Annotated in this window: 15 protein-coding genes and 2 pseudogenes; 1 reads left to right on the top strand and 16 read right to left on the bottom strand. The window is 51.1% G+C overall.

The features are described 5' to 3' along the window. The coding region (locus ACYQ2M_RS15780; RefSeq protein WP_459917323.1) for a caspase family protein at positions 1-3,526 on the bottom strand (3,526 nt) is incomplete at its 3' end. A gap of 11 nt (positions 3,527-3,537) precedes the next feature. Beyond that, a complete protein-coding gene (locus ACYQ2M_RS15775; RefSeq protein ID WP_459917322.1) occupies positions 3,538-4,014 on the bottom strand; it encodes a hypothetical protein in 477 nt (158 codons plus the stop codon). A 519-nt stretch (positions 4,015-4,533) separates the two neighbouring features. Between ACYQ2M_RS15775 and ACYQ2M_RS15770 the strand changes: the two are divergent. Beyond that, a pseudogene (locus tag ACYQ2M_RS15770) lies at positions 4,534-5,283 on the top strand (transposase zinc-binding domain-containing protein); the annotation flags it as partial. Positions 5,284-5,940: 657 nt separating this feature from the next. Here ACYQ2M_RS15770 and ACYQ2M_RS15765 read toward each other — a convergent pair. The 14 genes and pseudogenes from ACYQ2M_RS15765 to ACYQ2M_RS15700 form a co-directional block, all read right to left on the bottom strand. Continuing rightward, positions 5,941-6,252 (bottom strand): ABC transporter transmembrane domain-containing protein, encoded by a 312-nt coding sequence (locus ACYQ2M_RS15765; RefSeq protein ID WP_459917321.1) that lies wholly within the window; start codon positions 6,250-6,252, stop codon positions 5,941-5,943. Positions 6,253-6,356: 104 nt separating this feature from the next. Beyond that, entirely contained in the window at positions 6,357-7,382 is a 1,026-nt protein-coding gene (locus ACYQ2M_RS15760) for a methyltransferase (RefSeq protein WP_459917320.1), read from the bottom strand. Positions 7,383-7,472: 90 nt separating this feature from the next. Continuing rightward, the gene (locus ACYQ2M_RS15755) at positions 7,473-7,631 is read right to left on the bottom strand and encodes a hypothetical protein (RefSeq protein ID WP_459917319.1); all 159 of its coding nucleotides are present in this window, start codon (positions 7,629-7,631) and stop codon (positions 7,473-7,475) included. A gap of 119 nt (positions 7,632-7,750) precedes the next feature. Beyond that, on the bottom strand, positions 7,751-11,677 hold the full coding sequence (locus ACYQ2M_RS15750) for a cobaltochelatase subunit CobN (protein WP_459917318.1): 3,927 nt from the start codon (positions 11,675-11,677) through the stop codon (positions 7,751-7,753). Between the two features lie 258 nt (positions 11,678-11,935). Beyond that, a pseudogene (locus ACYQ2M_RS15745) lies at positions 11,936-12,058 on the bottom strand (cobaltochelatase subunit CobN); the annotation flags it as partial. Between the two features lie 27 nt (positions 12,059-12,085). Continuing rightward, positions 12,086-12,601, bottom strand: coding sequence for a hypothetical protein (locus ACYQ2M_RS15740; RefSeq protein ID WP_459917317.1), 516 nt, complete (start codon positions 12,599-12,601; stop codon positions 12,086-12,088). Positions 12,602-12,734: 133 nt separating this feature from the next. Next, positions 12,735-13,472, bottom strand: a complete 738-nt coding sequence (locus ACYQ2M_RS15735) for an ABC transporter permease (RefSeq protein ID WP_459917316.1) — start codon at positions 13,470-13,472, stop codon at positions 12,735-12,737. Between the two features lie 14 nt (positions 13,473-13,486). Next, on the bottom strand, positions 13,487-14,479 hold the full coding sequence (locus ACYQ2M_RS15730; RefSeq protein WP_459917315.1) for an ABC transporter ATP-binding protein: 993 nt from the start codon (positions 14,477-14,479) through the stop codon (positions 13,487-13,489). A 3-nt stretch (positions 14,480-14,482) separates the two neighbouring features. Continuing rightward, on the bottom strand, positions 14,483-15,562 hold the full coding sequence (locus ACYQ2M_RS15725; RefSeq protein WP_459917314.1) for a magnesium chelatase ATPase subunit I: 1,080 nt from the start codon (positions 15,560-15,562) through the stop codon (positions 14,483-14,485). A gap of 97 nt (positions 15,563-15,659) precedes the next feature. After that, positions 15,660-17,771: a putative cobaltochelatase gene (locus ACYQ2M_RS15720; protein ID WP_459917313.1), complete on the bottom strand. Its 2,112-nt coding sequence runs from the start codon at positions 17,769-17,771 to the stop codon at positions 15,660-15,662. A 29-nt stretch (positions 17,772-17,800) separates the two neighbouring features. After that, on the bottom strand, positions 17,801-21,583 hold the full coding sequence (gene cobN, locus ACYQ2M_RS15715; RefSeq protein ID WP_459917312.1) for a cobaltochelatase subunit CobN: 3,783 nt from the start codon (positions 21,581-21,583) through the stop codon (positions 17,801-17,803). Continuing rightward, on the bottom strand, positions 21,583-22,689 hold the full coding sequence (locus tag ACYQ2M_RS15710; protein WP_459917311.1) for a radical SAM protein: 1,107 nt from the start codon (positions 22,687-22,689) through the stop codon (positions 21,583-21,585). Before ACYQ2M_RS15710 ends, cobN begins: the two co-directional genes overlap by 1 nt. Beyond that, positions 22,686-23,906 carry an ABC transporter ATP-binding protein gene (locus ACYQ2M_RS15705; RefSeq protein WP_459917310.1) on the bottom strand — a complete coding sequence of 407 codons (1,221 nt, stop codon included), beginning with the start codon at positions 23,904-23,906 and terminating at the stop codon, positions 22,686-22,688. The genes ACYQ2M_RS15710 and ACYQ2M_RS15705 overlap by 4 nt, the downstream gene beginning before the upstream one ends. Continuing rightward, positions 23,903-24,976 (bottom strand): FecCD family ABC transporter permease, encoded by a 1,074-nt coding sequence (locus ACYQ2M_RS15700; protein WP_459917309.1) that lies wholly within the window; start codon positions 24,974-24,976, stop codon positions 23,903-23,905. Before ACYQ2M_RS15700 ends, ACYQ2M_RS15705 begins: the two co-directional genes overlap by 4 nt. Between the last annotated feature and the right edge of the window lie 7 nt (positions 24,977-24,983).

Raw genomic sequence — 24,983 nt, 5'->3', positions numbered from 1 at the left:
TCATCTCCAGGGATCTCTGATATTGTTCCAAGGCAATATCAATTATTTGTTGTTTATATAAAATATCACCCAGAGACTGCAAAACTTCTGCTCGGATTCTGTGTGGAAAATGTGCCGTTTCAGCCGCTCTTTCCAAAACCGGGGCCAAAACAAACCCTCGTTCCTGCTCACCGGTTCCGCTTAAAAACGCCTGAACCAGGCGGGAGGTCACCAAAGCATATTTCGAAGAATTTTTATCCAAACGGGCAAGCAGGCTTTCGCACACACTGATGCGGGATATGGGTTCCAAAAGCTGGTAATGTTCGTAGTCTTCCTCTTCTATCCATTGATACCATCTGTCGAATTCGACTTCTTCCGCGTTTTCAGGCAAAGGAATCGCGCCCATTGGAACCAGGGCCAGGCGGAATTCGGGTATCTGCTCCAGCTGTAGAAAATACTCACAAAACTGGTGCCCCAATATTTCATGGGCAAGGGCATAGGACTGCTCCAGACCTGTATCCATCTGCCGCATAAAACCACCTAAAAGGGACTTGGTCAGTGCATCCGAAATCTGCAAAGCCGAGACAGCGGGCAAATCTTTCAAAAGCCCCTTCTGCCGTAAAATACGGATGGCCCGGCAGAGTTCATCCCTGTTGAGTGCGCAGGGAATCAGACTGAAACACCACATCAGCGCGTCCAGCAGCTCCGGCGGGTCAAAATCTTCTTTCACCTCTTCAAACCCTCTTTTCAAGGTTTCAGGTATGAGATTTTTATAATTTCGGTCAAAATCAGCTTCAGCGGAAATCCAAAATCTTTCGGGATCATGATGCCATGATTTTTTCAGACGTTCGGTCCAGTCCCGCAGAAAGACAGGCTGGTATCTGCTGCGGTCAAGCAGTTTTCGCACCAGGGTCTGTGGCAGATCTTCCCATTTGGGTGCGTTGTTTCCTTTATGTTCCCGCAACCAGAACTGCTGGATAATTTTTTCGGCTTCGGCCTGTTGCAGTTCTGTAAGATTCGTTATTTCCCATCTTTTTTTGCCGTAAAATGTCAGAGGGCCTTTGACGCGCTCCTGTTTCTGGCTGCTGACCAGAACAAAAAGATTTTCCGGTTGGGGATCGGGCAATGCACCGAGCATGGCACCGGGATCCCTGGCCTGGTTCAGTCCGTCCAGAATCACCAGGAACGTTGCCTCTGGATGACGGTTTTTGTAATTTGACAGCATGTCCCGCAGGGCATCCTGTATTTTTCTTGCAGGCAGTTCCTGTTTCTGGGGGGAATAATCCATGCATTCACCCAGTACAGCCAGGATGTGCATCCCCACACGGATTGCCACACTACTTTTGGATGTTTTGGATGTTTCGGATGCACTGTATCTTTGCCCGATCTTTCCCTCAAAATCACCGGAAGCTGTATTCTCCGGCAGAGCAGAATCAATGAAATCCGGATCTTCCAGGGGTTCCACTTTCATGTCGTTGCTGACAAATACAGCCCTCCCGCGGTTTTGATGGTAAATTTGGGACAGAAGCACACTTTTTCCGCTGCCGGAAGTACCTTCCAGGAGAAGACGGCGGCAGGCACTGCCAGTAAGCAGATCCATCACCCGCCGAATTTCTTCACAGCGGAATACCGTATTTTCCCGTAACTGGTCTGCAATTTCATGATGCAGCAAGTCAAATTGGCGGGGCGGCCGTTCGGGCAGTGTATCCGGTATGGGCATCTCAAATGTAAACCCCCGGCACAGTTGTTCGATACACCGGTGCAGATTTTCCACCTGTGCACCCTGCTCCGGCAGTTTACACGCCTGCCAGTCTTCTTCCCGAAATTTTTTACTGTATGTACGCTGAAACACGGTGCTGACCTTTTGCCCTTTCCAGCGCACACTGTCAAGCAGGCCGGGAATTTTTTCTTCATTACCGTCGTCCCTACTTTCCCCGGACCGGTTGTGGGAATAGCGAAAGCCCAGGGGCATGAGATATACGCTTTTTTCGTAGGGATCTCCCGGGTCAAAGACAATCAGGGATTCATTCCATTCCCAATCCGACCGGGGAGGATCAGGCGCAGGCAAAATCTGCATATCTTTGGGAGAAGGACGGTTCCAGATCGTTTGCAGGCGATTTTTGGAACGTTTGCGAGTGACACAGTCAAAACCGGTTCCTTCCCAACAGCAGTGGATACCGGCCTGCGGTCTTTCTTTCCCGCTTTGGGTTTCAGAAATCATGGCCAGTTGCAGATTACGGCACGGGCGGAATATATGCCCCATTGCATCGCAGAGATCGTCTAATATATCTTCTGTATCACCATTACTTTTATGATCTTGTATTTCCGTATTCACAAATTTCCGTAAACCGGCCAGTGCAGACAAACATTGCCATAAGGTTCCGGCTTTTTTGATTTGCCAGCAGCCCAGGGGATTTTCTTTCCATAAAGAGTCTGTCGGAGAAGATTCTGAAAGATGGATCTGTTCTGCGTCAAAGATATCGCTAAGTTCGGGAAACGGCAGACGTTCCTTTACATGGAAGGCTGCTTTGGAGAGAATCGCGCTGCGGTCTATCCAAGTGATCCCGCCGCAGCATTTTTCGCAGGTCAGTGTTTCCCGCAGCATGGCCAGTCCGGGGCGGATTTCTTCCGAGGGGCTTTTACGTTCCTCTTCAGACAGGCACCAGTAAAACTGACTGGCCAGGGTAACAAAATGAAAATGGACAAATGCCTCAAAGAGGTTGATATAATCATGAATCCGGTCATATTTCCGTAGGCGGTCCAAAGCAGTCTGGATGGTATAGGGCCAATTAGAAGGGGGAATTTGTGAGAGATCATTGCCCAAACATTCAACAAAAAGGGTACCGCACTCACGGATTTTGTTGAAAATTAGGCGGGTGTCGGCTAAAGCAAAATTTGATTTTGTGCTGATATTTAAATAGGGGATGGGGATTTTATCCGCATTTTCCCGCCCATTATGTATTTCTCCCTGCCGTTTTAGATAATTGGCTAAGGAATCCGGCCGGATGATCCCATCCTTATCCAGCAAATCCAAAGGGGGAGACATGAGGGCATTGTGAAAATGCCAGGTCAGGAAACTTGCTTTCAGTTCATCCAGTTCCCGGGTCTCCTCCAGCCGCTCCCCGGCCACCAGTATGGGGAATGATTCAGATACGGATATTTTCCGGTTTTCTATGGTGGACCCGGCATGGCAGCAGTCCAGAACCATCAATTTATTTTTCGCTTTACAGAAACGAAGAGATTCGCTGATACGGTTGAACTGTATTCGATCCGTCCGGGTCTTTTCCCCCACAATCAGAAAGAGTTCACCTTTGTCCAGATCAGCATGACCGGAAAAATAAACGATCACCGTGTCGTTTTTTGTGCAATTATCAAAAAAATCATCCAGACATTTCTGAATGCCGTGTTTATCTATTGGGGCTTCAGAGGGGACTTCCAAAACCCCATAATCATATTTTTCCAGGCACTGCCGCATCAATGCAAGATCATTTTCGGCATATTCCAGCCCCAGTGAATTGGTCCCGATGAGAAATGCTTTGTTTGCCATAATATTCCGTTTTACTTTTCAGGATGTTTCGAATGCCGTTCTTCAGTATCCATTTTCAAATGAATTCCTTTTACATTGGCATCCAGATCAATTTTTTCTTTTTTCCTTTCAGGTGAAAAATCATGAACAAAATGTTTGCGGACGCTTTTCATCTGCGGAATACCGTTTTTCTTGATTACTTTACCGTTTTCATCCCGGATTTCTTTCATCTCTTCCCAGGTATAGTGAACCGGACGATTTATCCAGGTTTTCATACAATGGGAAAGGGCGAAAAGTACGGCAGTAATGGCACCGCCACTGGCAAGAATTACCGGAACCAGGTCTTTTGTGCGGCCACTGCGTTCATCCTGACAAGGAATGATCTCTTTTTCCACTTGGGCATCAATATCTCCTTTTTCAAGGATATCCTCTATTGACAGGTAATTATCTTCCATCCATTCCCGGATGTCATCAGACAGTTCAATATAAATTTTTACGGATTCGCTCATGATTTTCCCTTCTGTTATACTGACTTATCATTTACCAAACGCAACTACTCAGCCATCTCAAGGCTGTTCAATGCTATTGTGGAATATTTTTTTATTTCAATAAAATAGATTGGTTATGCCTTTAACTTTTTTCTGAAACATATCATTTAGGTTAGAACTGAACAACTTTGAGGCCAGTAGGTATGCCGGGATTTTCCATATAGACCCGATGTTTGCGCCGACTTAAAGCGTTTTATCAGTAGCCCCGCCCACAAAAATGCCAAGATTGTTGGTTTACCCAAAATCTTCGGTAAAGTTGAACCCATTGTTGCGACGAGCGGGATTATTGATAAGACGTTGTTGAACAGTGCCGCTGGTCAGAACCGGTAACGATTGTTTCCTCTATGGAGTTATATCGATTGCTGCATGTTAGTGCAAGGAAAAACGGCGTAATTTCTTGTAATTTTGATGAAGAATGGTCAAAATTACAGGTCTCCAATATTTTTAATTTTTCATCATATTGTTATATAAATTCAACAAATGCCGTATCATCTACTCCCAAGTCTTGATTTCCATTCGGATGACCACGAATCATTTTTCATTTTTGGTTTTGCAATGGCCCAGTCAACATTACACAATTATGATGTTTATCCGCCGCGCAATCCTAAGGCAAGCGCATATTACAAGTGTGTTGAAAATAATTTTGAAGAGTTGGCACGTGCCTGGGATGACATGTATAAATCCCGGTATGGATTCTGGCGGACATATGTCATAACAGTGATCTATAAATATCTTGACTGTGGTGATCTTCATATGGGATTTGCCAGGGTCCGTTGTGAAAATTGCGGCCACGAGTATTTGTTGGCATTTTCCTGCAAGCGGCGGCAGTTCTGTCCCTCATGCCATCAGAAACGGGTAATTGAATATGGCGAATGGCTGTTGACGGAGATGCTGAAAGATGTCCCTCATCGGCAGTGGGTTTTCAGTATTCCCAAACGGCTGCGGATTTATTTTCTTTATGACCGGAAACTGCTGGCAAAATTGTCGATTTGTGCCTGGAAGGTGATGAATGCATATCTGAGATCCGTTGTTGCCGATGTTGATGCCGTTCCGGGTGCCAGTATCCTTGGCAACCTGGCCCGTTACATTATCCGGGCCTGCTTCTCCCAGGAGAAAATGATCTATGTTCCGGCAGAACAATCAACAGATGATATTGCCATCGTTTATACATCCAAAGACCGGAAGTCCCGGAAAGTGTTCACTGCTTTAGATTGGCTGGCTAGGCTTACGACGCATATCCCCGGCAGGTATGAACAGACTGTCAGGTACTACGGCTGGTATTCCAACAAATCCCGGGGGATGAGGAATAAGGCCGGTTTGGATGATACCATTCCTGCTGTTATGCCGAAGGATATGTCCGCCAAAGAATCCCGGCAGAACTGGGCACGACTCATCCAGAAAATTTATGAAGTTGATCCGCTTGTGTGCCCCAAATGCCAGGGTTCCATGAAAATTGTTGCTTTTATTGAAGAGTTTGACGTCATTGAAAATGATACTGCGCCACCTTGATCTCTGGGATATCCGCAATCATGACCCGCCGCAAAAGGTTTCCGAATTATATTCTTGAAATGGTCTATGATGAGGCAGACTCCCGGATTCCGGAACTATAGCACTGGGATTGATTCTGGGATTAATTTTTTCACTGGGATTGATTTTTTTGAAATTGGATTGAGGGATTACGGTGAGCTATACTCAAAATTCGCTCTATTCTGGAATTTTTCCAGAAATCTAAAAATATTTCCTGCCTGTTTTCTTGATCTTGATTTTTGTCCTGACTTGAACTGATCTCCCCTGATACAAGCACAACATGTTGTGCTTGTATCAGGGGAGCAGTATATTTTTTAACTTTTTAGATATTCAATACTTTCTTTAACAAAAAGCAAGTTCTTATCCCTCGTACCAGATAATCAGGGCAACGCCCAAGCTGCCCAGAAGTTCCATCAGAGGGGTAAATGCAGCAAACATCTTGGTCTGGGCCAGACCAGCCCTGAAATACCGGTTGTTGGTCCGGGTCAGTTTTTCCATTACCCTGGATTGTGCACTGAGCAGCCTGATGGTGTTGATTCCGGCAATGTTTTCCTGCAGCCCCATATTCAACCGCCCTGTACAGGCCTTGATCCGGTGGAAAATCCGTTTGGAAATTTTGGCGAAAAACCAGGCCAGCACCGCCATTGGCGGGACAATGAACATGCAGACCATGGCGACAGAAGATTGCCGTCAGACCACCCACCAGCAGCCACCAATACCTGCGGATATCTTTTTTAATAATCTGTGTTGTTTTCATTATCCCGCCCCCCCTCAGATTATGGTTTCCGGGCTGTGATAATCTGGTAATCCCCTGCCAGAGACGGCGAATCGCCAACAAGCTGCATCCCTGAAAATCCGGTTTCCTCCAGGATGGAAAACAGCGCTGATCTTGTGTGGTGTTTTTCTTCCTCACTCTCCATGGCACCGCTCAAGGCCCAGAGCAGTGCAGGCAAAGGCCCCTGTCGATTGTCTTCCAGTACACTGCGTACACTGATCAGCAGGCCGCCCCGGTTAAGGGCGTCGTGGATACGGGCAAAATAGCCGGCAAGCTTGGGTTTATCTCCAAAAAAAGTAAAGGATTCAAAAATGAGATCAAAGCCCGCGCTGAACCGATCTGTGCCGTGATCGCCGGCCATCGTGGTCACACGATCCTGCATATGGTAGGCGGCAATATATTCGTTTGTGATGTCGGTGACGGGAGGTTGATCAAACACCACCGCCGACAGCCTGGGGTTCTCCTGGCACATGGCAATGGCAAAGAGACCGTGAGCCCCACCGATATCCATCATGCGGCGGGCGGTTTCAAACCCGGGCAGAGCGGTAACTATGCCCACAATCTCCTGAAGCCTTCCCAATAAACAGGTGTTGGCCATGGTGCGGATTGTATCCGGCTTATAGGTGTGTGATTTTTTTCTCTTCTGTTCCGGGCCCAGGGTGAGGCGATCGGTCAGCCCGGAAAATTTGCGGGAATTCTCCTTTAAATAGGAAACGGAACCGCTGGAAAAAAAGGCGCCTTCACGGGTTAAAAAGGCAGTTGTTTCTTTGGTGTTGCAATATCCCGCTGCCGTCTTGACGATAAATCCCAGGGCGGTGAGCACGTCAAGCAGTTTCCCTGTCATACCGGCATGGATTCCCGCCTGTTCAGCCAGATCTTCGGCGGAAATCTGCGTCATGAGCCGGTCAAACAGCCCAAGTTCGACTGCGGTTAAAAACACCCGATATTCCTTGAAGCCCTGTTCCATACGCCGGTATTTCCGGCCCAAGTCCGTCATTCCCGGTGGCGTGTCTTTCAGCTTGGTCATTGTTGTCTCCTCAGGCAAATAAAAAAATCACTGTGCCCTGACGGTCACAGGATTGCGTATTTCATTAAACTTCCGCTATGACCGCAGGGTTCACAGGACTGGTGATTGTACAAAGATCTCCATGTCTTCCCGGATTCCGCCGGCCACCTGGCAGGTGGAGATCACCCGGTGGGGAACCAGAAATCCGGCATAGAGGATTTTATCGTTCCGGTATAGTGCAACTCTCTGGTAAAAAGTATCGATATGCATAATCTTATCCCCTTGGGTCATAGCTGCCACCTTAGTCCTGCGTAAACGGTCCTCGGGCTGCCCAATATGTTTTCAGCGTAGGTATACTCTCTACCAAAACACAACATTCACCCGGTTTGTCATCCTTTTTTGCTCCCCATGCCGGAAGCGTCCTTCCCCTGATCTTCAATCTTCCATTTACGTTTCCATTTTTCCACGTTCGATGCAGTGAGGATATCCACGGCATTGCCCTGGTACTCTTCATCCACCTCCCCGATGGTTTCCTCCATATCCCCTTCAATCTCCAGGGCTGCGTCCCGGACCGCAGCCAGATCTTCGGCATCTGCCTGCCAAAGCCCTCTGGAATGGGCCTCTAAAAGCCGCCGGGTCAGCTCTTCCAGGGCGTAAGGGTTTTCATGCCTGAGCCAGGAGAGGTTTTCCTCTGTATGGATATAGGTGGCCACCACCTCGTCGAACACCCATTTGTCCACCTTTTGGGTAAGGGCGCTCCACTTGTAAAGATTGTTGACCCGGCTGGACACGCTTTCCGCTCCCTTGAATCCGTGGTTTTTCAGTTCTTCAATCCACCTGGGATTGACCAGGCGGGCCCTGGCAGACAGCTCAATGTCCTCTTTGACATCCCGGACAGATAGATCCCCGCTGGCATTGTTATCCCCCCAGTAAATGCGGGAGGCCTTGCCCCCAAGGTTTTTCGATGCCATGGACATGCCCCCCAGGTAGCTTGCATAGCAGCCGCCGTCCAGAATATCGTACTCCGGCGATGCCTGGCGCATATAGGTGACGTCAATGGTTTTCAGCCTTGCGGCGTAGAGGTTTTGGGCTGCCTCTCCGCTGATTCGGTCAAACCCCTTGTTCCGGGATGATCCATAGGCATGGCCGCCCCAGTTTACATAGGTTTCGGTCAGATCTTTTTCATCCTCCCAGGCCGATGCATCCAGGGCAAGGCCCACACCGATCCCATAGGTCCCGGGTGGGGAGGAAAAAATGCGGTAGGAGGCCATGCGGGCCATCTGGTTTTCGGTATACCGGCTGTCCAGCTCGGATTTAAGGGACTCCAGTTGCTCGTCCGTATGCTTTTTGATGAAGTTAAGATCATGGGGCTCATCCAGACGGGAGGCCAGGACCGCGGCCTCATCGGCAAGATCTGCAAAATGGGGAACCATGTCCCTGAGGATGCCCGAGGTCTGGATCACCACATCCACACGGGGCCGGGAGCCAGTGATATCGGCGGTGCCGTCCACAAGACGGAGTTGGGACAGAGGGATGGCCTCGATTTTTGTTACCTTGCCGCTGTCTGCCCACACCGGGCGCATGCCCATGAGATAGAGAATCTGACAGAAAATTTCCCCGTCAGACTTGAAGGCATCGATGCTCCACAGGTTGATGCCCACACTCTCGGGAAATCTGTTTTCGTCTTCCAGGTATTTTTTGAGCAGGTTGTCGCACAGTTCCTGCCCCACCTGCCAGGCCGCCTTTGTGGGCAGGGCCTCAACATCCGTGGGAAAAAGATTTCTGCCCGTGGGCAGTACCCTTGTGTTGCCAAGGGCCAGGGAGCCGGAGAGCCCGGCTTCAATATACCGGCCGTTAAGGGCCCTGAGGAGCTGTTGTATTTCACAGGTGCTTTTGGCAATATTCTTTCCCGTCGTCCGGCACCACTCCCTGAAGGCGGTGGAAAGTACCGGTATTTCAGGGTCTGTTCCGGTGACTGTCTTTGCGTCTTCTTCCACAAGCGCCTGGAGCACCCGGGCGGCCCTGTCAAACTCACCTTCCTGATTTTCTCGGTCTTCTTGATTTTTCCAGTTTTCTTGCTCTTCCCGGCCTTCCTGATCTTCCCGATCTTCCTGATTCTGGCTGTCCGGATGATTCTGCGGACACAGGGCCGCAAGATCCGCCAGGGTCGGCCTGTCGTCGGTCTTTTTCATAAGCATGACTGCCATCATGGCTGCCATACCGGCCGTGTCAGGGGCGGTTCCCAGTACGTGCATCCCCAGGGGGGAGAGAATTCGTTTATACTGACCCATCTGCCGGGACAAGAGCGTAATCCGGGCATCAAAGGACTCCTCCGCCCCCAGGGTGTCCAGATGCAGTTCCCGGATCAGCGGGCTCATCTCCTCCTCCAGGAGGGTCTGTCTGCGGGCTTCCCTGCTCTCCCTGGCTTTAACATACTCCTTGAGCAGGGTCTCAAGCCGCAGCATTTCAGGCGGGACCTGGGCCGGCCGATATACCGGGGTCAGGTGATCAATGGTGACGGCGCGGCCCCTGCGCTTGGCCACGGCCCCTTCGGCCGGTACATCAAGGGCATAGGGGTTAATGTTGGGCAGGTCCCCCAGGGAAATTTCCGGAAAACAGTTATGGGACAGGGCATGGGGCTTGCCCGGAAGAAATTCCAGGGCTCCGTGGGTGCCGAAATGGATCACGGCATCGGAATGGTCCTGGATGTAAAAATAGGTGCCCAGCCAGTGGTGGGGCGGCGCAAGATTGGGGTCATGGAGGATGCGGCAGACCTCGCCGTTGCATTTGGCGCCGTAGCAGCCCCGTTTGGGCTGGATGATGAGGGTCAGCTTGCCAAAGGAGAGTCCTGCAATCACAAGGACCTGTTCCCCATTTCGTTGGTAGACCATGCCCTGGCCGGGAAAAGGGTCCCAGTCCTGGTCCACCCGGTCCCGGGCAAATGGGGGCAGGACGTCAAAATGTTTTCTGTAGGCGGTTTCATCCATAAAGCTTAAGACCCCGCCTTTTTTTACGGTTTCATCCACCGTGGTCCACCGGAATTCGGAAAAGGCCTTCTTCTCCATGAAAAGGTCCAGCAGGGCCTGGGCCTCTCTGGGGGCATCCCCCACATCATAGCCTGCCATGTCCAGGGCCGCGATGGTCCGGGCCAGGCTTTCAAAGGTGTCCAGGCCCGCGGCCAGCCCCAGGGTGGCCTCCACCCCCTTGCAGGGATTGTTGTTAAGGACGATGGTGATCCGCTTGTCCTGGTTGGGCATCTGCCCCAGGGCCACCCATTTCTTGATCCGGCGGCAGAGATGGGCGATACGTTCCGTTACCGGGACATATTGCCGGAAGCTGATGTCCATGTCCGGATGATGTTCCGGCCTGGTGGCCGCCACCATGGAGGATTCCACCACCCCGGCCATCTCCGGCTGGGCCAAGGCATAGACCATACCAAATCCTCCGGTGCCGCTGCCGTCGGCATCCTTCTCCCACTCTTCAGGGGTCTGCTGGTAAAGCCGGACCGACTGGAATATGGGGATGTCCAGGGCCTTCAACACCGGTGTATCCAAAGGCGTAGCCAGAAGCCGGCCTGCCATGAGATTGATCAGGGCCCGGGGCATATCCCGCCCGTCCTTTTCAAGTTCTGTGAAATAATCCAGCCAGGGATACCGGTCTTTCAGGGGAACATTGGCATCCCGGACTCCCTCGGAAACCACGCACAGCGGGGTGAACCCCTGGCGGGCAAGTTCCAGGATGACCGCGTCCATGTCATCGTGATTTTTTTCCGCCACCTGGCCGAAATAGGCCAGCACCCCCACAATTGGTCCCTGTTCGGCGGCCGGGTGATCATTCCGGTACCAGGCAAGGTACTCCCGGGAAGTGTCAAAAAGCCCCTGATAATCCGGGTGGTAAATCCCGCAGCTTTTAACGGGGATCACAGGGGCTGCCGTGACCTTTGCCCCGCACAGGGCGGCCAGGTACCGTACTCCGTTTTGGTAATTGCCGGTATGGGGACTTTTCAGATAGGTGTTAAAGGCCGTCATCTCTTCCTGGGTAAAGGTGGAAAACTCAGATGGCATATCCCAGCCCAGGGCCGCCCGAAAAGAGGCCCTTTGGGCGCAGTCTAAAACCAGGTCGTAATTGGGCAGTTCCTTGAACAACTGGCCGATAAAAAGGGCTGCGCCATGGGTCTCCATATAGACCGCCAGCTTATCGGCAGACCTTGCCTGGGAGAAGAGGACAAGGTCGATGCCTTCGGCCGCAAGACCCTGACAGGCCATGGACCAGGTATGGACATTGAACATATGACCGTAAACGCAAACAATCTTCATTATAGTTTCCTTTGTGCGGCATTTTTTTATAGGAATCGGGCCAAAAGGGTTTGAAAATCGGTTCGGTCCTGGAAAATCTTCTTCTGGAACTCCCCGGTGTCCAGGATCATCTCTGCCTGATGGAGCGATGTGTCCGGTTCTGTACCGGATGTTGGGCCTGATACTGGATCTCCCGGCCAGGCCCACCGGGCCTCGGGATTGATCTTATGGTAAAGCCTCCGGTCCCATGATAAGGGCCCGGGCCATCTGTGCGTACATTCAGCCTTCCATGACCTCGACCGTGGCATCCCAGCCCAGGGCCACGTCCATCATGTGGGAGATGTCGCCGGCTCCCTTGTAGCCGTGGCGCATCGTTCCATGTATCCACTTGGGATTGGTGGGCCTAGATCTTAACCATTCTCATGACCTTCAGTTATAATTCGAATTTTGAACTGTTCTTTTCCATCCAGGCCAGCTGTGCTTTATCTTTTTAAACCTCGCCTTGGCGGCACCCGGTGGAGAATTTTCTGAATAAGTTTTGTCGAATTGGTTCCAGCCCTGATATCCCCATACTTGGTGTTTTCCACTCATCAATTTTTGTGGTCTCCACCTTGGGCACACCTGAAACCGGTTTTTAACCTTTTTGGGCAATGTCCATCCTGAATCATATTGTTCATCTGCAATCCATAAGTAGACGGCTTCTTGAAAAGATATGTGGTACAGCAACAGTTGGTCATTCCGGTCAAAATATTGAAATCCGCTTTTTACAGGGCCGATAATGGTCAGCTTGGTACAGGTGTCTTGTGAAAATGCCCAGTGGGGGATACAATCATTTTTTATTTCAATAATTTCCCATTTTTCCGGAAGATTATGTTCAATTTGTTTTGTTAATTTTGATAGATCTGCCGCATCGGTTTTTGTGCAGAACATCATTAAGAATATCACAGCCAGAAAACGCCACAATCCCGGCGAATTGCGGATAGACATTTTTGACGTCTTGTCTCTAAAGAGCATGATTTTTTTCCCGGGATCATGGTTTGGGTAGTGGATTAAATATTGACTCCACAGTTTCATCGAATCAGTCCTTGGCCTTTTCCACAAAAGAAATCGCCATAATGAAAAAGAGGCACCCGGTGACCAGCAAGATCAGCCATGATCCCATATCTGCGCTGCCCTTGAGGCAGGCGGTCCGGATAGCAGATGAGGCATGGGTCAGCGGCAGAAAGGAGAGGATGAATCCGGCCCAGTCCGGAAGACGCTCCACCGGGAAAAAGGTACCCCCTAAAAAGGCCATGGGTGTAATGACAAATGAATTGAGAAGCGCCTGGTCTGCATGGGATTTCACCACCATGGCCAGCCCCACAGCCAGGGAGGCAAACACAAAACTGTTGAGCAGCACACCGGTTAAAAAGGCCAGGTTATAGTGCAGATCAATCCTGAAAACCAAGGCCAGGATCATGATGACACTCACCGATAAAAGGGCACGGGTCATCCCGGCAAGGACTTCGCCGGTCACATAGGCGGTCTTTGATACAGGGGCAGCCTGGAATTCCTCAAAAATATGCCAGTAAAACCGTGCGATGTTGATATCACTGGCAATGGCAAAGGACTGGGTCATGCTGCTCATGGCGATGAGACCCGGAATTAGAAACGCCATGTAGGAATGGCCTTCCACCTGCACTGAGTGGCCAGCCGCATAACCAAAAGCAATAAGGTAAAGCAACGGAGATACAGACCATGATGGGATCTGGCGGGTCAATCGTTTTCTTAAAATCAGCATCTCCCTGTAATAGACGGCAAATATAGTGCGAATCATGACGAAAAGTCCTTTCAATGGGAATGGGTCGAATGCCCGGAGTGCCCGGAGTGCTCTGAATGGCCGGAATGCTCGGAGGAGTGCATGGTATGCCCGGAATGCCCGGAGGAGTGCCCGGAATGGCTGGAGTGCCCGGTATGTCCGGAATTTGTTTTTGTTTGCTGCGATTCCGTTTTTCGGCCTGTCTCCGCCAGAAATGCATCCTCCAGGTTCACCCGGCGCAGGGTATATTGATGCGCATTCTCCATGTTAAATGCCTGGGCTGTCTGCCTGTCTTTAAAATAAACCGTATCCATTCCATGGGAGGTGAGCCGGTCAATGGCCCAGGCCCCGATATTCTGCATAAGGTTCTCAGGGGTATCCAGGGTGACAACCCGCCCCTTATCGAGAAATGCCACCCGGTCCGCCAGAAACTCTGCCTCCTCAATGTAGTGGGTGGTCAAAAAAACAGTGGTACCGTTGGCCTGGATTTTCTTTATCAAACCCCATATCCGCCGCCTTATGGCGGCATCCAATCCCACGGTGGGCTCGTCCAGAAACAGTATAGCCGGATCATGAAGCAGAGCCCGGGCAATCATCAGCCGTCTTTTCAGGCCGCCGGATAACGATTTCACCGGGCTGTTCAATCGGTCCGACATATCAACGTAATCCAGCATCTCCTCTGTTTTGCGTTTAATGTCCGACATCTTCATGCCATACATCAACCCATGGATCAGAAGATTCTCTTTCACCGACAGTTCCTGGTCCAGGTTAATGGCCTGGGAAACAAGGCCGTACTGGGCCTTTGCCCTGTTTTCGTCTGTCCGGATATTAAACCCGTTGATGGTGCATTGTCCTTTTTCAAACCGGGTCATGCCGGTGAGAATCCGGATGGTGGTTGTTTTTCCAGCACCGTTGGGTCCCAGATAGGCAAAAAGTTCACCTTCGTCAACTTCAAGGCTTATGCCGTCCAGGGCCATAAGACTTTTATAATTTTTCCGTAATCCATCTAAGGTAATTGCCGGCATATATCACGCCCTTTTTGCATGTTGTGCCCGGTTGCTCTCCCGGACGGCATGAATATCCTGGGCCACTTCCTGAAGCGGCTTTCTTCTGATACGGTGGGGCAGAGCCAGTTGGGCTGCCGTCTCAATATCGTATTTTTCCACAGTGACTCTGCCATCCCACGCGGCAAGGGTTTTAGCGGTTTTCAGTATGATAATGTCGCCCCTGTGCCCGTCCACCCCCACATCAAGACAATAGGAGGCAATTTCAAAGAGAAGCTCCCGGGGAATGGTCACATCCCGGTAAAGATCCATGGCCTTTTCAATGCGTTGGGAGAGATTGAGACTCTCTTTTTCCCATTGCTCAGCAAACCCCTCAGGATCTTCATCAAAGCGGGTCCGGCGCTCCATCACCGCCACCCTGTCTTCAACCTCGATGATCCCACCGATATTGACACACAGACCAAACCTGTCCAGGAGTTGGGGACGAAGCTCCCCCTCTTCCGGGTTCATGGTCCCCACCAGGGTAAACCTGGCTGGATGGGAAAAGGAGACCCCTTCCCGCTCAATGGTATTGACCCCCATGGCAGCGGAATCCAGCAACACATCCACCACATGATCGTCAAGTAAATTCACCTCATCCACATACAAAATACCCCGATGGGCCGCCGCCAGCAGCCCCGGCTCTATGCGCTTTTCCCCTTTTTTCAGGGCGTGCTCAAGATCCATGGTGCCCACCACCCGGTCTTCGGTGGCTCCCACGGGCAGCTCAATGACCCGGATACCGCTTTGTTCGGTTTCAAGCTGTTTGCCATTCAGCGCATTGGGATCTTTTTGTCTGCTGCCGGGGCATGCCTCTATGCTGCACTCTTCACACACCGCACCGGTTTCTGATACGGCCAAACGGAACGGGCAGCTCTTTACATGCTCAATCATGGGCAGGATATCGGCCAATGCCCGAACAGCCGTTGATTTGGCCGTGCCCTTCTCCCCCCGGATCAGAACTCCGGAAAGGGAGGGGTTGATAATGTTAAGAATCAGGGCCAGTTTCATGTTCTCCTGGCCTACAATTGCGGTAAATGGAAAAATGGGTTTTTGTTTTTTCATATTTTAAAGCTCCTAACCGTTCCGGCTATCCGGCCTTGATCTCCCCACCGGCCACTCCAAAGAGGAATGCCATCGTTATGATCAAGTACCAGCTATCCTAACGGTTCTCTTTAATTAAACTGACAAGGCTATCACTCTTTAAATCATCAATTTTATAATATTGGGCATTGGCGGCCCCTGCCAATTGCCCGGCCAGGCCGAACATGACAGGTCCCTGGGGTTCGGTATCCACCACGATGCAATTTAAGGTCTCATCCTCCCCCAGCTTATGGGCCATCATCATGGCTTCGTCCACCGGCTTTGCATCACTGAAGGCCACATTGCTTCTGCCGTCGGTGATAATGATAACAATGGGCCGGGATGCCGGATCACGGTAACGGACGTTCTTTATCATCTGGTACGCCTTTTCAAGACCTGCCGACAGCGGTGTCCTCCCGCCCACGGGCATCTGGGAGAGATAGGTGGCAGCAAGTTCGATGCTGGATGTCACCGGCAGGTTCACCACAGCTTCGGTCTTGCGGAACGAGATCATGGCCACCTTGTCCCGTTTTTGATAGGCATCAAGCAACAGAGAAAGGATGGCACCTTTGGAGGCGGACATGCGGCCCCTGGCCCCCATGGAGCCACTGGCATCCACCACAAAAAGTAAAAAATTGCCCATCTTCTTCTCGCGAATCTTTTCCCTGATATCGGAAGATGTCAATGCCACGCAAAGCCCATCCGGGATATCACGGTTCTTTTGGAACGGTGCCGCTGCCCTCAGGGTGGCGTCAAAGGCGATGTCATTGCTGCCTCTGTTCATGGTGCTTTTCACATACCGGCCCTGTTTTTGGGAAACCCGGGTCCGGGAACGCCGGCCCGATCCCCGGCGGAGGGTCCGGTCTTTTTTTGACTCTATTTTTTTGACTTTAAAGGGTTCACCGATCTCAAAAACGGTTTCTGTATCATTCTCCGATACCGGCGGCTGGGTATCTGACTCCTGGTCCGAATCCGTATCGTCCGGATCTATATCCTCCTGGGACGACTCCTCCGGTTCAGGCTCCTGGGCGTTATTCTCAGGATTATCTTCCTGCTCCTGCTCTTTGTTCTCCTCTGGTTCGTCGTTTTCCGGTTCCTGTTCTTTATCATCCTGGTTTTCATTTTCCGGAGGTTCCGGCGGCGGGGGCGGCGGAGGGGGGTCACTCACCTCCTGTTTTCGATGCAGCAGTACAAAATGGGCCACTGCCTGGATGTCGTCCACTGTCACTTCGGTCCTGCCTTTCAGGGCTGCATGGGCCATGGCCCCCTGCTCCAGCACCAGGTCTGCCCGGTGACCGGCAACATGATTGGTGGTACACAATTCTGCAATAAAAGAGCGCATATAACCGGGCATTCTGACCAATGGCAGCAGTTCCACCGCATTGACAATCGCTTCGGAAATGGCCCGGGTGTCTGATTCATATTCCTGTCTGAATCCCTCCGGATCAGAATCGTAGCGTTCACGCAGCACCATAAGCGCCATGCGTTTTTCAATATCCTGCTCGGCAGAGACTTCCACACAGAAGCCGAACCGGTCCAACAGCTGGGGCCTGACATCCCCCTCCTCGGGATTCATGGTCCCCACCAGCAGAAACTGAGACGGGTGGGCAAGGGAGATGCCTTCACGCTCCACACGATTCTCACCCGAAGCTGCGGCATCCAGGATAATATCCACGATATGGTCGTCCAGCAGGTTGATCTCATCCACATAGAGAATGCCTTGGTGGGCCCGGGCAAGAAGTCCCGGCTGAAGGATTCTGCGCCCGTGCATGACGGCCTTTTCAAAGTCCATTCCCCCGGCCACCCGGTCCTCCGTGGCATTCAAGGGGAGTGTTATCACCTTTTTTCTACGAAGGATGAGGTTGTCTGATCCATTGGCTGCCAGGCACACCGGACACTGAAACGATCCCTTGGGATCACAATTAAATGCACACCCTTTGCGTACCGAAATTTCCGGCAGCAGATCTGCCATGGATCTGACAATGGTGGATTTAGCCGTACCTTTTTCGCCCCGGATCAATACACCGCCGATCCTGGGATTAACGGCATTGAGCATCAGGGCCAACTTTAAATCACTCTGACCGATGATGGCTGAAAAGGGAAACAGGCCCGTCATCCCTGCGCCTTCCTTAACCGGTTGGTCAACCATGGCCGATTGTTCACCTATTTCATCTATCTTTGTTTGAATCATTTTATCCCCAATATGCCGACTTGCAGCGGCTATTCCGTCAGTGCTTCGATCTCACCTTCAATATCCAGGTACTCTTGTCTGAGCTGCTCTTTCATGTCATCTTCTGCCTGCCACATGCCCCTGGAAATCGCCTCCAGAAGCTTGTCCAGGATATTCTGCCGGGCATAGGGATTCACCTCTTCCATCCACTCTTTCACCTTTTCGTCCAGCACATAGGCCCGGGCCATCTGTTCATACATCCAGTCCTCCATGACCTCGGCCGTGGCATCCCAGCCCAGGGCCACATCCATCATGTGGGAAATGTCCCCGGCGCCCTTGTAGCCATGGCGCATCATCCCCTTTATCCACTTGGGATTGGTCAACCTGGATCGCAGGATATGTTTGGCCTCCTCGGCTGTGGAGCGCATCTTCACCCGTTTGGGATCGGAACTGTCGCCCATGAGTGATATGGGGTACTTGCCGGTAACGGTTTTCCCGGCAACGATGAGACCGCCGTAGTAGTTATAATAGTCCGTGCATGACATCATGTCGTATTCACGGGAATCCTCGTTCTTTACGGTGACATCCATGCGGGATAAAAGGGTCCTGAAAACCGCCGGTTTCTGCTGGCCGTAACTGCCCTTGCCGTAAGCATGGCTGGAATACCGAATATAATTGTTGCCCAGATCCTCCTGGGTCTTCCAGTTCTTGGATTCCACAAGTTCGGAAACACCGGCCCCATAGGTACCGGGCGGGCATCCGAACACCCGGAATGAGGCTTCCCGGAACGCTTGATCCTCGGTCATGCCCTCAACCTTAAAGGTCTCCATGTCCCGGACCACATGGCGGCGGATCATATTGGTCTCCAGGGGTTCATCCAAAACCGCCACCATACGCACGGCCTGGTCTATACGTTCCACCAACAGCGGAAAAGAATCACGGAAGAAACCCGAAATCCGGGGGAGCACATCAATTCTGGGACGGCCCAAGTCCTTTTGCGGGATGATTTCAAGACCTTTGACAATGCCGTTTGTCTTGTGCCAGATGGGTTTGACTCCCAGAAGATAAAAAATCTCTGCGATATCATCCCCCTTGGAACGCATGGTGGCACCGCCATAAACGATAATGCCCACGCTTCTTGGATAGGCCCCGGTTTCGTCCAGATAGCGCTTTAGCAGGGCATCCCCAAGGCTTTTGCCCACCTCCCAGGCCCCGGGACTGGGAATTTTCTGGGGGTCCACCGAGTAAAAATTCCGGCCGGTGGGCAGGATATCGGCCTGGCCCCTTGTGGGAGCACCCGAGGGTCCGGGACGGACAAATCCACCGTCAAGGGCGGTGATGACAGCGTCCAGCTCCTGGGTGGTCTTCCGGATATTGGGAACAATCCCATTTGAAATGTAGGTCAGAACCGCCACAATGTCCGGATGGGAACGAGAAACCAGATCCCGGATCACGCTGGAGATATACGCCTCATCCCCTTCAAACCCTTTTTCCGCCAGGGCCTGGGCCATTGTCAGGGCCAGGTTGTGGGCCTTTTGAATGATCATGTTTCCGGTGTCACCGCTCTTTTCATCCACCACCCGTCCCCTGTTAACCAGAAGGTTGTCATAATCATGCCCCAGTGCGGTGACAATGGACTCTCTCAGGGAGGGCACATTGCCGTTTGCCACCCGGGTCAATTGCACCAGGAATTCAACCAGCGGCTGATCCTCCGGCACTTGGCCCAGGGTGTGCAAGCCATCATTGATCATGGTGTCAGACAGCTCTCCAAGATATTCATGGAGCTTTTCAAGGAACCCGTCAAAATCCTCAAAGGCCCGTTCTTCGGTGATCTCAAGATCCCTGTCAAGATTTGCATCTGCCACGGCCTTCCAAATCATGGGTTTGAGCACCGGCACCTTTCCGGGATCTTCCCGGCGGGCATCCTGATACTCCTTGATTTTATTGTCCACCTCAGACAGGGATTCGTACAGATCGGCATTGGTAAACACCGGGGTAAGATGGTCCACAATACAGCAATAACTGCGTCTCTTGGCCTGGGTGCCCTCACTGGGATCATTGATGATATAGGGGTAGATGTTGGGAAGATCCATGATGGAAAGATCCGGGTAACACTCCTCGGACAGTCCCAGGGCCTTGCCCGGCAGCCACTCCAGGGAGCCGTGCTTGCCCACGTGGATAACGGCATCAGCCTTGAACACGTGTTTGATATAGCGATACTGGGCCAGATAATGGTGGGGGGGGCTCAGGTACATGTCGTGGTAAATCTTGTCGATGTTCTCAAAATAGCCCCTGGGCGGCTGCACCGTGATAAAAACGTTTCCGTTCATGGTTCCGGCAAAAATCATCTCATTGTCATGGACAAAGAGGTCCCCGGGCATTTTTCCCCAATCATGGGTCTGTTTTTCTTTGATGGGTTGAGGAAGCGCTTCGTGCCAGCCCATGTAATCCGTCGGACCTGCCAGGGCGGCTGCACGTTCATGCATCTGCTCGGGTAGAAGCCATCGCTGATCACAGGTCATGCGGGAAAGAATCTCATGGGCCAGTTCATCCCCGTCCTGGTACGATGTTTCAACTTCATATCCCTCCGCCTTCATCCGATCAAGAAGGTGCTTGACACTGGCAAAGCTATCCAGACCAGCCGCACAGCCGATCCGGTCGTTCCGGGGGGGATAGTGATGAAATACAATGGCGATCTTCTTTTGGGAGTTCTCCTTTTTCGACAATCCGGCCCAGTTGATTGCAAGATTAACCACACGGTCCACACGATCCGGAATGGGCATATACCGGGAGATCAACGCCCCGGTCAGGGGATCGGTGGTGTCCTGTTCCCGGCTGGCAATGGGAACGCTGATGAGATTGCCGTCAAACTCCGGCTGGGCCGCGGAAAAGCTCACCTCCATGGTGGTCATGCCCTGGACCTCTTCCTTCCAGCTCTCTAAGGGCTGCATGGTCATCATGGCCTGAATCACCGGCACATTGAGCCTTGAATACAAGGTTTTACAGGAGGAATCGGTGAGAGTCAGGGAAAACATCATGGGGTTAAGCAGTACGTCAATGACAGGTTTGCCCTGTTTCATGAAAAAGGTTTCAGCAGCGTATTCCGCGCCCCGGTTACCCCTGGATTTATCTCTGTACCGCAGATGAAACACCGGTATAACATTGGCGCCCAGTTTTTCCGCTGATCGAATCATGGCATCAATATAGGCCAGGTTATTGTTGAGCCAGTAGGATTGGTTAAACCATATGCCCACGGTGATCCGGCCCGGAATGATTCTCTTTGCCATGTATTCCAACGGGTCGGGAATGCCTTTGATCTCCGGGTGGTAAAGCCCCTCATGGGGAAGGGCTTGGGGGGGCTGGGACCTGTCCTTAAACTCGAAAAACGTGGCCTCAAGATAAGATAAAAGATTGGTAAAATTGATCATGCCCCCGTGATTGAGATATTGGTGGACCCTGTCCCACACCGGTGTTCCAAAATGGGTGGACAAGATCTGGGCCGCCTCAATGGCATCTTCATCACCGCCCGTGGGCTGGATGTGAACCCAGGGCAATTTTTCACCCCTGTCTTTCATTTCATCCAGTCGATCAGATAGAACATCGAACGCCGGACAGGATTCCCGGCCGCCATGAAGGCCAATGATCACCACATCCGATGCAAGGCAATGGTCCACGAACAAGGCAACCTGCTTTTCATCAAACAGCTGGGTCTGGGTTTTAGCATGCACCTTTATGGCGCCGCCCTCTTTTGTAAATTGGGCCACACCAAGGCTTAAGGATGGGATCTCCATGGCAGCAGCGGAATAGTAGGCCAATGTAAACTCTTTGTTCATCACATTACTTCCTTTGTTCCGGTTTCATTGTCTGCCTGGGTGGCGGGCTCAAAAAATGCCAGGGTTCGATATAACACGCAGGCCAGGGGATCTTCGCCACTTGAATTATAGTACAATCTACTGGGACAATCTCCGGGACACGTGCCTTTAAATCCACAGGAACGACAATGATCTTCAACGTTATTTCGCAATTTATATGATTCAAGGGCAAGACGGCTCGTTTCCAAAGAAGGATAAATGCTTTCCCATCCATTTTTCTCCATCAAAGAGCCCACGTAAAAATCAGGATCAAATGCGGTTTGCGAACAGGGATAAAGATCTCCTTTAGGGGTCACGGCAAGGCTTTGTCCATGGGCCGCATGACAGAAAGCGGATGCCTTTTTCCCAACATACCGACAGACCTTGATTTTCTCCTTCTCCCGGATAACAATTGGACGTTGTCGCCCCGCATTTACCAGAGAAAGGGCCTGTTTCACCTTTTTTATACCGATTTCCAACTGCAGGGGAGAAGCGGGTTCAACACCTGTACTCTTTGCCTTTCCTTTTTGCACCAGCAAATCGAAACCAACGCCCCCGGCCATGGAAAAGCCGGCAAGGGCCAAAACCACCCGGTGTAACAGATGGGCATTGACGGAAGACACGACGCAGGTCACACTAAACGGCACTTTTTTCTGTTCCAGACATCCCAGGGCATTGAATGTCTCAGAAGCACCGCCTCTGCAGAGATCCTGCATACCCGGATCACCGTCAAGGCTGATACCAAGATTTATATTATGTGCCTTTATAAAATCCACCCCATTATCGTCCAGAAGGATGGCATTGGTTTGCATGGCAATGGGGGCATCCGGCGATATCCTTCTAATTTTACCCACCGTGTATTCAAGCTGTCTGGGGGCAAGCAGGGGTTCTCCACCGGAGATCTGTATGCTGCAATTTTTCTTATGTGCCGCAAATAGTTCAAGTGCCTGATCAATGGTATCAAACGACATGTCAGACCCGTCATCATGGGAAATGGATTTTCTATGTCCCCCGAGATAACAATAACGGCAGGACAGATTACAGCGGTCCGTCAGCATAAGAATCAAATAGGAGAGGGGGTTTTTCATGACATTTCGGCCATTTTCCGATCTATCAAACCGACAAGAGCAGATTCGGTACTCGCTGTCATATCCATGGAAATTTCCGGCCGCATTATCCCGTTGCTTGGGGTTCCATTCAAACGAAATACGGGTTTGCCCAGTTGTTTAGCCGAATCAATCAAGGTTAAATTCCCCCTGTTCAAATCTGCGGCCTCAAAACCGGCATCCACCACGGCGTCGCACTCTTGAAGTGCACTGAGTGCCGATTTGATACTGTGATCAGATACGGGTTGCAAAGTGTTTTCGATAAGGGGATTAATGTTCAATGATTTTGCCACATGGTAATCCACGTCATTTTTAAACAGCACCCCTGTTTTAACCCGATATCCCTTTTTAGACAGCAGGCGATACAAAACAGAAGCACTGCCCATGCCGCCAATGACGAAAACAGCGCCTTTTTCCATGCTCCCCCGGAATTCTATATTTCCCAACAGGCGGCTGAAACCGGCATCGCCAAAATCATAAAGATCGGAAACCGTGTCCTCCAAAAGCACATCTTCAGGGGGACCAAACCGGGCGATGGTGTTGTTTTGAATCAAAGCCACCCGGTCCGATACCCTGGAGGCCACTTCAATATCATGCAGTGATGCCACCACACAGATCCCTTTTTTACGACACATATCCTTAAGAATGGACATGATCTCCATGCGATGTTTTAAATCCAGGTGCATGGTGGGCTCGTCCAGCAGGATAATCTCGGGCTCCTGGGCCAATGCCCTTGCGATGAGAATTTTTTGGCGCTCACCATCACTTAAGGTTGACATATCCCTTAGTATGAGATCCTGGGCCCGGACCATGGACAGAGCATCCATCACCACCCGGTCATCCTCTGTATCAAGCCGACCGGTCCAACGGGTATGAGGATATCGCCCCATGGCAACAAAATCGTAGGCCTGGAACAAGGGGGGGACGGCTTTATGGGTCAGCACAACCGACATCACCTTTGCAAGTTCCGGAGCCGGTATGGTATCAAGGGATTTGCCCATGACCAACACACGCCCTTTGCGTATGGATAACAGACGTGACAAGGTCCTTAACAGTGTACTTTTTCCCACCCCGTTGGGCCCCAGAAGGGATACGAATTCGCCACTATAAAAATCCAGATTCACCGATTCAAGAACCGTTTTTCCAGGATATCCTACGGACAAATTTTCAGTTTTTAACACCGATTTGGATTTCATCATAACACCACCTTTCGTTTCATTAGCAAGCTGATAACAATGGGGGCACCAAAAAAGGCAGTGATCGCTGAAATGGGCAGTTCCACAGGAGAAAAAATCATCCGCGCAATAAAATCGCACAAACTGGTAACCACCGCCCCCACCAGAAGGCAACCCGGCACAAGAATTTTGTTATCCGAGGTGCCAAATGCCAGGCGCACCATGTGCGGTACAGCAAGCCCCACAAATGCCACGGGTCCGGCCATGGCTGTAATCATGCCGGCCAGGGCACATGAAGACAGAAGAATCAAAAGTCGGAATACCTTGATATTCACCCCCATGGATGCTGCATAATCCTCTCCCAGGAGAAAAGCGTTCAGGGGTTTGGACAGGGCATACACCAGAACACAAATTAATCCGCCTCCCAGAATCAATATCTCAATTTCACTCCACCTGAATCCGGAAAAGCTGCCCAGCTGCCACAACACAAACCCTTTGATTTTTTCTTTTTCCGCAAAGGCCACCAGTATGGAAGTGACAGCGTGGCACAAATACCCCATCATCAAGCCCACGATCAGCAGGGTAACGGCATTTTTCACCCGCCCGGCAATGCTGATGACCACCAACATCACTCCATAGGCCCCGACAAAGGCGGCCAGGGTGGCCATAAATGGATTTAACGCCGTCATTCCAAGTGTCAGAGATGTCAACATAACAAAGGAAACCGTGAGTGTTGCCCCGGATGAAATCCCCAAGATAAACGGCCCCACAATTGGATTTCGGAAATAAACCTGGAGCAAAAGCCCTGCAATGGCGAGATATCCACCCCCAAGGGCTGCGGAAATGGCCCGGGGTAATCTGATTTTCCATATAATGAACCCGTTGACGCTTTCAATATCGTGGCTGGCAAGAATGGTCCATAGTTCTGAAAATCGGATATCCACGGAGCCCTTCATGATATTAGCTGCCAGAATCAAGAGCAAAACCAGTCCGAAAAAAATATAACTGATCGTCCGCCGCCGCCACATAAGTTGACGATGGATTGTATAATCAGTGGATGGAGCAAGCGCGGATGAAGTAATCGGAGTAGTCATATAGCAT

It is taken from the genome of Desulfocicer niacini (genome assembly GCF_054657595.1).
This window is presented reverse-complemented; position numbering and strand designations above follow the sequence as displayed.